The sequence below is a fragment of the Streptomyces recifensis genome (genome assembly GCF_002154615.1).
Taxonomy (GTDB): domain Bacteria; phylum Actinomycetota; class Actinomycetes; order Streptomycetales; family Streptomycetaceae; genus Streptomyces; species Streptomyces griseoluteus.
In genome coordinates, this window is sequence record NZ_MUNH01000385.1 from 1 (window position 1) to 10,296 (window position 10,296).

The 10,296-nt window shown below is 71.6% G+C and carries 12 protein-coding genes and 1 tRNA gene; 5 read left to right on the forward strand and 8 right to left on the reverse strand.

The features are described from left to right. The 3 genes from CCN33_RS20060 to CCN33_RS20070 form a co-directional block, all read right to left on the reverse strand. A partial coding sequence (locus CCN33_RS20060; protein WP_086694966.1) for a glutathione-independent formaldehyde dehydrogenase occupies nucleotides 1-928 on the reverse strand: 928 nt, incomplete at its 3' end. Nucleotides 929-1,154: 226 nt separating this feature from the next. Then, a complete protein-coding gene (locus CCN33_RS20065) occupies nucleotides 1,155-2,261 on the reverse strand; it encodes a BolA family protein (RefSeq protein WP_167387907.1) in 1,107 nt (368 codons plus the stop codon). Between the two features lie 184 nt (nucleotides 2,262-2,445). After that, the gene (locus CCN33_RS20070) at nucleotides 2,446-2,961 is read right to left on the reverse strand and encodes a DUF309 domain-containing protein (RefSeq protein ID WP_086694958.1); all 516 of its coding nucleotides are present in this window, start codon (nucleotides 2,959-2,961) and stop codon (nucleotides 2,446-2,448) included. Between the two features lie 106 nt (nucleotides 2,962-3,067). Between CCN33_RS20070 and CCN33_RS20075 the strand changes: the two genes are divergently transcribed. The 3 genes from CCN33_RS20075 (at nucleotide 3,068) to CCN33_RS20085 (ending at nucleotide 4,399) form a co-directional block, all read left to right on the forward strand. Next, nucleotides 3,068-3,141 (forward strand) — tRNA-Pro (locus CCN33_RS20075). 159 nt (nucleotides 3,142-3,300) lie between these two features. Next, the gene (locus tag CCN33_RS20080; RefSeq protein ID WP_086694959.1) at nucleotides 3,301-3,495 is read left to right on the forward strand and encodes a DUF2795 domain-containing protein; all 195 of its coding nucleotides are present in this window, start codon (nucleotides 3,301-3,303) and stop codon (nucleotides 3,493-3,495) included. Between the two features lie 10 nt (nucleotides 3,496-3,505). Then, a complete protein-coding gene (locus CCN33_RS20085; protein WP_086694968.1) occupies nucleotides 3,506-4,399 on the forward strand; it encodes a polysaccharide pyruvyl transferase family protein in 894 nt (297 codons plus the stop codon). 11 nt (nucleotides 4,400-4,410) lie between these two features. On the opposite strand, the gene CCN33_RS20090 is transcribed toward CCN33_RS20085, so the two are convergent. The 3 genes from CCN33_RS20090 to CCN33_RS20100 all read right to left on the reverse strand — a co-directional run bounded on the left by CCN33_RS20090 (nucleotide 4,411) and on the right by CCN33_RS20100 (nucleotide 5,903). After that, nucleotides 4,411-5,079, reverse strand: coding sequence for a Type 1 glutamine amidotransferase-like domain-containing protein (locus CCN33_RS20090; protein WP_086694960.1), 669 nt, complete (start codon nucleotides 5,077-5,079; stop codon nucleotides 4,411-4,413). Between the two features lie 107 nt (nucleotides 5,080-5,186). After that, nucleotides 5,187-5,561, reverse strand: coding sequence for a VOC family protein (locus tag CCN33_RS20095; RefSeq protein ID WP_086694961.1), 375 nt, complete (start codon nucleotides 5,559-5,561; stop codon nucleotides 5,187-5,189). A gap of 54 nt (nucleotides 5,562-5,615) precedes the next feature. Next, nucleotides 5,616-5,903, reverse strand: coding sequence for a DUF4190 domain-containing protein (locus tag CCN33_RS20100; RefSeq protein ID WP_086694962.1), 288 nt, complete (start codon nucleotides 5,901-5,903; stop codon nucleotides 5,616-5,618). A 249-nt stretch (nucleotides 5,904-6,152) separates the two neighbouring features. Here CCN33_RS20100 and CCN33_RS20105 point away from each other — a divergent pair, with 249 nt between their 5' ends. Next, complete coding sequence (locus tag CCN33_RS20105) at nucleotides 6,153-7,022, forward strand: alpha/beta fold hydrolase (protein WP_086694963.1); 870 nt, start codon at nucleotides 6,153-6,155, stop codon at nucleotides 7,020-7,022. Nucleotides 7,023-7,161: 139 nt separating this feature from the next. Then, nucleotides 7,162-8,868: a RecQ family ATP-dependent DNA helicase gene (locus CCN33_RS20110; RefSeq protein ID WP_086694964.1), complete on the forward strand. Its 1,707-nt coding sequence runs from the start codon at nucleotides 7,162-7,164 to the stop codon at nucleotides 8,866-8,868. Between the two features lie 90 nt (nucleotides 8,869-8,958). On the opposite strand, the gene CCN33_RS20115 is transcribed toward CCN33_RS20110, so the two are convergent. Beyond that, entirely contained in the window at nucleotides 8,959-9,543 is a 585-nt protein-coding gene (locus tag CCN33_RS20115) for a phosphatase PAP2 family protein (protein WP_086694965.1), read from the reverse strand. After that, the coding region (locus tag CCN33_RS20120) for a diacylglycerol/lipid kinase family protein (protein WP_279628186.1) at nucleotides 9,536-10,296 on the reverse strand (761 nt) is incomplete at its 5' end. The genes CCN33_RS20120 and CCN33_RS20115, both read right to left, overlap by 8 nt.

Below are 10,296 nucleotides of genomic sequence, written 5' to 3' on the forward strand. Positions count from 1 at the left end.
GGACCTTGCCGTGCGCCTCCAGCTCGTTCTGGGCCTTCTCGCCGCCGGGGTCCTCGGGCAGGAACACGCCCACCACGCCGATGTCGCCCGTGAACCTGACCGAGTTGATCAGCCCGTTGAGCGTGAGGCTGGCGTCCTCGTGTCCCTGGGCGTCATGGGCCTGGTAGCCGACGCACTCACAGCCGTTGTCGGCGCCCAGACCGAGGGTGGCGTCCTTGACGACCTCCGCCGGGTCCTGCTCGGCGGTGTTGACCGGGATGGCCCCGATCTCCTCCGCCTTGCGCAGCCGGTCGGGCTGGTGGTCCACCACCCAGACGCGCCCGGCGCCCTTGAGGAGGGCGGAGTAGGCCGCCATCAGTCCCACGGGACCGGCCCCGAAGATGACGGTCTGGTCGCCCGGTTTGACATGGGCCATCTCGGTGGCGTGGTACCCGGTGGGGAAGATGTCGGCGAGCATCACGTAGTCGGTCTGGCGCTCGGCGGCGTCCTCACCGAGGCGCAGGGCGTTGAAGTCGCCGTAGGGCACGCGCAGCAGCTCCGCCTGGCCGCCCTGATAGGGGCCCATGTCGGCGAATCCGTAGGCGGCTCCGGCGAGGGCCGGTTCCGGCTGCATGGTCAGGCAGTAGTTGGTGAGTCCTCGCTCGCACTGCTTGCAGAAGCCGCAGGCGATGTTGAAGGGCAGCACCACGTACTCGCCGACCTGGACCTTGCGGACCGCCGGGCCGACCTCCACGACCTGGCCCATGTTCTCGTGTCCGAAGGTGCGGCCGGGCTCGAACGAGGTGCGGCCCTCGTACATGTGCAGATCCGAACCGCAGATGTTGGTGGTGGTGATCTTGACGATGATGTCGCAGGGGTGTTCGATCTTCGCGTCCGGTACGTCCTTCACCGCTACCGTTCGCGGTCCTTCATATACCGCTGCTTTCATGATGGCTTCTCTCGGCCGCGGTACGACCGCGGCACGTCGCTGCGGGCCGTTCACCCGGATCGGGTGGAACGGCGGTGCCGCCGTGGAGCCGCCAGAGGGAGCTTCGGCGTCCCGGCGGCGTGCCGTCCGGGTCCCCGTCGGCCTTTGGCGCGAAACCGCCACTCACCGCCCGGTCGGCTGAATTTCCGGGCGCCGCCGACCCGCCGACCGCCGACGAACCTCCGGCTCAGGTCTCCGACCGGTCCGCGTCATCGTCGTCGTCCTGAAGCATGTCCCGACGTTCCTGTTCGCGCTTGGAGAAGGCGGCCGCCCGGATCGCCTCGTCGCTCTCCAGGCCCGATCCCAGCGCGCCGCCCACCGTGGCGATCGAGGCGACGAACCAGGACAACGTCCAGTAGTCGGTGGCGTTCAGCGGGTTCCGGGTCGTGGTGGCGAAGACCTTGTCGTTGAGGATGAACAGGGCCCAGACCAAGTTGACGGCCAGCAGTCCCACATAACACACGATCACCCCGATACCCACGGTCAAGACGGTCGAGGCGTTGTAGAGGCTCGTCCTCTTCCTCTCCTCCGGCAGCGCGTTCGCTGATCGATGCCACAGCTGCGCGTCCACGATCAGCCAGCCGATCATGATGGCGACGGACCCGACCGTGGCGATCACGAGGCGGGGGGTGCTCAGGGCCTGCGACAGGCTCCAGACGGTGGAGTTCACGGTGGCCACCGCCCCGGTGGCGAGTGCGGCCGCCAGGGCCTTGGACAGACCCGGCACCAGGCGCCACGGCCGGTTGGCGCGGACCATGCCGACGAGCACTCTCAGGTAGCCGCGCGGGCCCCCGACGACGTACCGGAGGTCCGCGATCTCGTCCTCGTCGACCGGGCCGGGGTGGATGGGGGCGAGACGGCTGACGAAGTGTCCCAGCGGCCGGCTCCGCGGATGTCCGTCGGTTCCGGTGGTCTGCGGGACGGCCAGGGTGAGGACGACCTGTTCGACGGCCCGTGCCGCCCTGGTCCGCAGGCGCAGGCCGCCCAGCGTGGGCAGGGAGAGCAGCGCGAGACCATGTTCGTGGCTGAGCTCCACGACGAGTTTGCGCCCGTGGACGTGGAGCGGAAGGTCGGTGATGGCCACGACGATGTCCCAGTCCTCCGTCCTGGCACGGTCGATGATCCGGCGCACCAGGGTGGACAGGTCCTCCGTCCCCGCGGTGAAGGGCTCGCTGACCACGCGGACCTCGAACCGCCGTCCGTCGCCCGCTTTTTCGGCGAGGCGGTCGGGGAGGGTCCGGGCCAGGCGCCGCGCGATGTCCGTCGGCGCGTCGGGGTCCGCCAGGAGAGCCACGACCGTAACGCCCTGGGATGACACCCGCGTGACTCCTTCTGTCGGCTGCCCCGCGATCGCGGGTGCCCCACAGCATGCCCCCGAGGTCACGTCGGCACCATGTGACACGCTGACCCCCGTCCGCAGGGCCTCCGGCGGCCGGGTGGCAAGCGCCAGGTGCGTCCTGCCCGGCCGGCCGCGCCCGTCAGCCGCGTCGCAGACGGGGTCCCTCGGCGCCCGCGTCGATGGGGGCGGAGGTCTGCTCCACCCGCCCTGCCAGGTCCACGGCCCACGTCGCGAGCCCCGGGAGGTCGAGGTCGTAGGGGTCGGGCCGGTTCTGCTCGGACCAGGCGGTCACCGCCGCGGAGCCCCGGCGGAGGAGTCGGGGACCGCCCGTGAGGTTGCCGCGGGCGGAGTGGGTGAGGCCCACGGCGATCTGGGCGAGGCCGCGCCACAGGTCACGCTCGGCGGCGGGGCCGGACTTCCAGGCGTCCTCGAACACCTCGTGGGCGTGGAACGGCTTCCCGGCGTCCAGCAGCGCCTGCGCCTCCGCGACCGTCTCGTCGGGGCTCCGTACGACCCCTTCGGGCTGCCGCTCGACCCCGTCGGACCCGTACGGCAAGGGCCGCCCCAGCCCGTCGCGGGGCCGGGCGTTCCGCGCCCGCCCCTCGGTGTCCCGGTCCCGTCCGCCGATGTCTCCGCCCGTCTCCGCGTCTGCCATGCCGCCGATTCTGCCCCTCCCCGTCCACAACCCGCTTCGGAGGAGTCCCGTACGTGGGGTAAAGTGCTGTTCGCGCGATCACGCGGGTCACCGCGAGTGAGTGCATCGGGACGTGGCGCAGCTTGGTAGCGCACTTGACTGGGGGTCAAGGGGTCGCAGGTTCAAATCCTGTCGTCCCGACTTTACGAAGTCGCAGGTGAAGGCCGGTTACAGAGAAATCCGCAACCGGCCTTCCGCTGTTTCCGGAAACCGCGGGCACGGCGGGTCTCCGTCGCCCTCGGGGGGTACTCGGCGCCAGGACGCGCAGGACGACTGCGCCGGCCCCGACAGGAGGACACCATGGCCGACATGAGCCCGATCGAACTCCAGAAGGCCCTCAAGGGCGCCGACTACCCCGCCAGCCGTGACGACCTCGTCTCCGTGGCCCGGAGCAACGGCGCCGACGACAAGGTCGTCGACAAGCTGGAGCACGCCGGGACGCAACGGTTCGACGGCCCCAACGACGTGCAGAAGGCGGTCTTCGGCAACGGCTGAGACCGGCGCGCTGCGCCTTCTCGTCACCGGCTGGTTCAGCTTCCTGCACGGGGAGGCGACCGCCGGTGACCTGCTCGCGCTGGACCGGGTACGGGAACTGCTGCGCGGCGCGGCCGTACCGCACGACATCGCCTGGAGTCCCGGCTTCCGGCCGGAGGGGCCCTCCCTGGACGACACCCGCCCCGAGGACTACTCGCACCTGCTCTTCGTCTGCGGCCCCGCGCACGGACCCCAGGTAGAGGACCTGCACCGGCGGTACCGCGACTGTGTCCGGATCGCCGTGGGGAACTCCGTCCTCGACGCCGCGGAACCCGCCGTGCGGGGCTTCCACCACGTGCTCGCGCGGGACGCCCCGGACACCGTCCCCACCCTCGACCTGGCGGCCCGCGCGCCCGTCCCGCCGGCGCGCCCGGTGGTGGGCGTCGTCCTCACGCACGGCCAGCACGAGTACGGCCCCCGCAGGCAGCACGATCGGGTGGCAGAGTCCGTCACGCGCTGGCTGAACGGCCGGGACTGCGCCTGCCTGGAACTGGAGACCCGGCTGGACCCGCACGACTGGCGGCTGTGCACGACCTCCGGGCAACTGGGGAGCGTGCTGGCGCGCTGCGACCTGGTCGTCACCGACCGGCTGCACGGCCTGGTGCTCGCGCTGCGTGCCGGGGTGCCCGCCCTCGCCGTCGACCCCGTGGCGGGCGGGGCCAAGGTCACCGCGCAGGCGCGCGCCTGCGGCTGGCCCGCGCTGCTGCCCGCCGAACGACTCGACACCTCCGCGCTGGACCGGTGGTGGGAGTGGTGCCTCACGTCCGGCCGGGTCCTGGCCGGGTGCACCGCCGACGGCTTCCGCCGGGACGGGAGGACGGACAGCGCGGACGGCCTGCTCCGCCTGCTGGGCGCTTCGCGCTGAGCGGGGGCCGGTCACGGGTGGAAGCGCCACCGGCCCTCCGAGACGACGTCCACCTTGTCGTCGCGCACGCGGAGCGCCGTGTCGTCGTCGATGAAGTAGATCGGGAAGTCCGCCCGCGCGACGATGCGATCCGCCCAGGCGTCGTCGCGTTCCGGGAAGTCCGGCGAGTACAGATGGGGTTTCAGGTACGCGTCGAGCAGGCCGAAGGGCGGGGTCACGGTGGTCGCGCCGAGCAGACGGAGGTCCGCCGTGTCCCCGAGGACGTCGGCGGAGTGCTCGGTGAGATGCCGGCTGAGGACCATCGAGCCCGCGCTCAGCCCCACGTAGACCCGGTCGTCCAGTGCTTCCAGGAAGCCGTCGGCCAGGCCGTTGCCGGTGATGCTGCGGGCGAGGTGGTAGTGGTTGCCGCCGCCGACATGGATGACGTCGGCCCGCAGCAGCCGGTCGAGCACCAACCGTCCGGGCAGGCCGTTCAGTTCCAGGATGTCGAACTCCCGCCAGCCGAGGCCGTGCACGCGGGTCATGTCGGCCAGAAGCCATCCGTGGTCGCCGGACTCGGCCATGGACGCGGTGGGGACGTACACGATGTTCGCCGACCCGAACGGCTTTCCCAGCATGTCCCGCAGGGCATCCCTCAGGCTCTCGTTGCGCAGACCGGCCGACGTCAGCAGAAGTTTCATCGGCCGAGCCAATCACGGGTGTCTGCCTCGGGCAACGCCGCCCAGCGGGGTCCGCCGGGCCGGGGGAGTCCGGGCCGGCGGGCGCAGGGCCGTGCCGTGCGCGTCGCTCAGGCGCCGGGGAGGAAGAGGCAGAACAGATGGCCGTGGGGGTCGCGCAGCACGCGCACGTCGTCCTGTGGCTGGTGCTCCTCCACCGTCGCGCCCAGGGCGCACGCGCGCTCGGTCTCGGCGACGAGGTCGTCCACCTGGATGTCGAGATGGGCCTGCATCTGCTGCTCGCCGGGGCCGGACGGCCAGGCCGGCGGACGGTGGTCCTTCTCCAACTGGAAGCTGAGACCGGGGCGTTCACGCTCCGGGGCCTTGAGCCGGACCCAGTCGGGCTCCCGGTCGACCTCGTCCCAGCCCAGCAGGGCGCGATAGAAGTCGGCCAGCGCGGGGGGATCCGGGGTGCCGAGCACGAAGGCTGCGAGCAGTGTCGTCATGGTCCATGCCTGCCCGCAGCCCGTTTTCGTACGCGTCCGGAATTCAATTCGGCGTCAGCCTCCGACGTACCAGTGGAATCCACCGTTGTTCGCCGCCACGATCATGAGAATGGCGAAGACCACGAGGTCGACGATGCCGAGAATGACGGCCGCCTTCGCCATTCCGCGCCCCTCCTTGGCGCCCGACTGCCGCGTGGCGACCATACCGAAGATGATCGCCAGGGGGCCGAGAACGACGTTGAGGAAGAAGAAGCCGACAACGCCGCACACCAGGCCCGCGATGGCGAGTCCATTGGTCCGCGAACCGGATCGAGCGGCCGGCTGGCCACCGTAACTGGTCATGAGAACTCCCGTTCCATGAAAGGGGGAATGCCGGTACTTCGTGTGTCTGGAATCCGTGTGCCCAGGGGGAGTTGTGGCATTCCCCAGGAAGCCGGCGGCGAAGCGGAACCACTGATTCACGACTCTCGTGCCGGGACCGGGACCGACGAGAACCCGACGTTGGTCTCCCTCGTCGCGGATGGGGTGGGTCACGTTGTCCGACGGGTCCGCGGGGTAGGCGGGGGAGACACTCCGAAGGAGGGCCCAGTCGTGTTCGAGGACTTCGAGACCAGCCGGGTTCAGGCCGGTGAGGCGTGGGTTTTCGTCCGGCACGGAGGGGACGGACCGCCCGTCGTACTCCTGCACGGCCACCCCCGGACCTCCGCGACCTGGCACCGCGTCGCCCCGCTCCTCGTCCGGCGCGGCTTCACCGTGGTCTGTCCGGACCTCCGGGGATACGGGCGGTCCACCGGGCCGGTGCCCACCGCCGACCACTCCGGGTACTCCAAGCGGGCCGTTGCCGGTGATGTGGTCGAGGTGATGCGTTCCCTCGGCCATGCCCGGTTCGCGCTCGCCGGGCACGACCGCGGAAGCAGTGTCGCGCTACGCCTCGCACTCGATCACCCCGACGCTGTCTCACGGGTGGCGCTGATCGACGGTCTGCCCCTCACCGAGCACCTGTCCCGCATCACGACCGAGTTCGCCACGCAGTGGTGGCACTGGTTCTTCTTCGCCCAGCCGGACGTACCCGAGCGGGTCATCAACGCCGATCCGGACAGCTGGTACCACGGTGACCCCCGGAGCATGGGCCAGGAGAACCATGACGAGTGGCGCGCGGCCACGAGAAACCCGGACGTGGTGCGGGCGATGCTGGAGGACTACCGGGCCGGCCTCACCGTCGACGCGCGGCACGAGGAGGACGACCGCGCGGCCGGGAGGCGGATCCAGTGCCCGGCGCTGATCCTCTGGTCGCTCCGGGACGACCTCGAGGACCTGTACGGGGACCCGGTGGAGATCTGGCGGCAGTGGGCACCGGACGTACGCGGCCACGGCATCGACTCCGGGCATCACGTGGCCGAAGAGGCTCCGGAAGCGCTCGCGTCCTCCCTTGCGGACTTCTTCGGGGGAGAACCTTCGTAGGACCCCCTGGGTGACCCACCTCTCCGATACCGATTCCCGGGCCGCCGGCGCGCTACTCCGCCGTCCCCGGGGTACCGGGTGCTCACGCAGGCGCCGATTCCGGTGATCTGAGCAGGGCCCGGAGCACAGGGAGAGCATGATGAGTACCCCGTCGGCGAAGCGGCTCCGTAAGAGCGCGTCGGACGTGTTCGGGTGGGAGGAGCTGCGGCCGGAGCAGTTGGTGGCGATGGAGGCGGTGATGGAGCGGCGGGACACGCTGGTCGTGATGCCCACCGGGGCCGGGAAGTCGGCCGTCTACCAGGTGCCGGGACTGCTGCTGCCGGGGCCGACCGTCGTGGTGTCCCCACTCGTCGCGCTCCAACGGGACCAGGTGCGGGGGCTGTTGAGCCGGAAGGGCGCGGAGGCGGCCGCCGTGAACTCCTCCCAGAGCGGCAGCGAGAACGCGGCGGTGTGGGACCGGATCAGCGAGGGTGACGTCGACTTCCTGTTCCTGGCGCCCGAGCAGCTCGCCAAGGACGAGGTGGTCGAGCAGCTCGCCGCCGCCGAGCCCGCACTGTTCGTCGTCGACGAGGCCCAGTGCGTGTCGTCGTGGGGGCACGACTTCCGCCCCGACTACCTGCGGCTCGGCCAGGTCATCGACCGGCTCGGCCGGCCCCCCGTACTGGCCCTGACCGCGAGCGCCGCCGCACCCGTACGGACCGAGATCGTCAGCCGGCTCGGCATGCGGGACGTGCGCGAGGTGGTCACCGGTTTCGACCGGCCCAACATCCACCTGGAGGTCGTCCCCTTCCAGGACGCCGCCGCCAAGAAGCGTGCCGTCGTGGAACGCGCCGCCGCGGAGGCCAAGCCCGGCCTCGTGTACGCGGGTACGCGCCGGGAGGCCGAGGAGTACGCCGAGGAGCTGAGCCTGCTCGGGCTGGACGCGGCCGCGTACCACGCGGGGTTGCCCGCACGGGAGCGGGGGGACGTGCACGACCGGTTCATGGCGGGCGAGCTGGACGTGGTCGTGGCGACCTCCGCCTTCGGGATGGGCATCGACAAGCCGGACGTCCGCTTCGTGCTGCACGCCTCCGTCCCCGGCTCGCTGGACGCCTACTACCAGGAGATCGGCCGCGCCGGACGCGACGGCGAGGAGGCCCGCGCGATACTCGCCTACCGGCCGCAGGACCTCGGCATGCAGCGCTTCTTCGCGGCCGGACGGCCGGACCCGGACACCGTCACCCAGGTCGTGAGCACGCTGGCGGAACACGACGGGGCCGTCCCGCCGACCGAGCTGCGTGAGGAGACCAACCTGACGGCGAGCCGTCTCACGGCCGTCGTCAACCTGCTGGAGCAGGTCGACGCCGTGCACACCACCGAGGACGGCGAACTGGAGGCGACCGGTACGGCCGCACCGGCCGACGCCGCGCAGCGGGCGATCGAACTGGGCGACGCCCATCAGCAGTTGGAGCGCTCCCGCGTCGACATGATGCGGGGCTACGCGGAGGCCACCGGCTGCCGGCGGCGGTTCCTGCTGGGTTACTTCGGGCAGAGCGGCGAGCAGGACGAGTCCTGCGGCGCCTGTGACCGGTGTGAGGCCGCCGAACTGGCCGAGGAGGGCGGCGCCGAGGGCGGGCCCGCCGTGCTGGCCGGTACGGGCGGGCCGATACCCGAGTCGACCTCGTCGGCGCCCGTGGGGGACGAGCATCCCTTCCCGCCCGGCACTCTCGTACGGCACGAGCAGTGGGGGCAGGGGTCGGTCATGAGCGAGGAGAACGAGCGGCTGACGGTGCTGTTCGAGACGGTGGGGTATCGCACGCTGTCTCTCGAGGTCGTCAACAGGAACCATCTGCTGACCGTGTGTTGAGAGCCGCATGTGGCCTCACCACGCGTGCCCTCACCACGTGTGCCCCCACCACACGTGCCCTCCCCACACGTAGTCTCCCCACAGGTGGGCTCAACCCGTTCCTCTCCCCGCCCCGCACCCCAGCCCCCGCACCACGGCCAGCGACACCGCGGCCGCCGCGAACCCCAGCACCGCGCCCGCCGCGACATCCCCCGGATAGTGCACCCCTGTGTGGACGCGGGAGTACCCGACGGCCACCGCCAACGACCCCAGGGGGACCGCCGCCGGAGGCAGGACGACACCCACGGCCGTGGCGAAGGCGGTGGCCGAGGCCGTGTGCCCGGAGGGGAAGGACGCCGACTCGGGCATGCGCACGTGCCGCGCCACCGCCACCTGCGCCTCCTCCCGGTCGGGCCGGTGGCGGCGCACCATCCGCTTGCCGAGCAGGTTCGCCGCCGCCGAAGCCAGGGTGACCGAGGCGACCCCCGCCAGTGCCGCGCGGCGCGGCCGGCCCGGCAGCAGGGCCAGCCCCGCCGCGACGCCGAACGAGATCTTCGAGTGGTCGGCCGCGTGCGACAGCAGCCGCAGCGCCCGGTCCAGCGCGGGCGTCGGCGTGGCGGCCACGGCGGCGTACAGCGCGCCGTCGACCGCGCGCAGGTCACCGAGGACGGCGGAGACGGTGTCGCGGTCAGGCATGGTTCTCTCCCGGTGCCGTGCGCTCGGCGGGACCGAACGCGAGGTCGAGCAGTTTCCGCCAGTCGATGGGCGGCGCGGGCTGCGGCACGCCGGGACGGTCGCGCGGCAGGAGCACCCGCAGCGCGCCCGGCCGTACCGAGCAGGTGACCGGTGTACGCAGCCACAGCGCCTCGCCGTCCACCGCCACCGGGATCTGCTCCTCCCCGGCCTTCACCTCGACCCGGTGCGCGGTCGTCACGGTGAGCCCCGTCGCCTGCGAACCCCGTACGGCCAGATCCGCCGCCTGGGCCGCGTTCTCCACCCTGATCCCGATCACTCCCAGCTCCCCGGTGTCGAGCCGGGGCCGGCGCCCGCCGCCGCTCAGCTCGTCGGGGGAGACGTACGGATTGTTGCTGATCAGCAGCGCCTGCTGCTCGGCGAGCCGGTTGCCGTCCACGTTCGCCTCCAGCCGTTGTACGCCTTCCCTGGCCAGCAGGTCCGGCATCAGGTTGAGGGCGGTGCCGGTCTTGTTGTCGCGGTACTCGGGGCTCTGCACGATGTCCGCGTAGACGCCGAAGGACACCGTGTTGACGAAGGGGCGGCCGGAGACGTCGCCGAGGTCGACGCGGATCTCCTCGCCGTCGGTCAGGGCGTCGAGGCAGCGGGCCGGGTCGGCGCGGTCGAGGCCGAGATCCATGGCGAAGTGGTTGCGGGTGCCCGCGGAGATCACGAGGAACGGCAGGTGGTGCTCGGCGGCGACCGCCGCGACCAGGG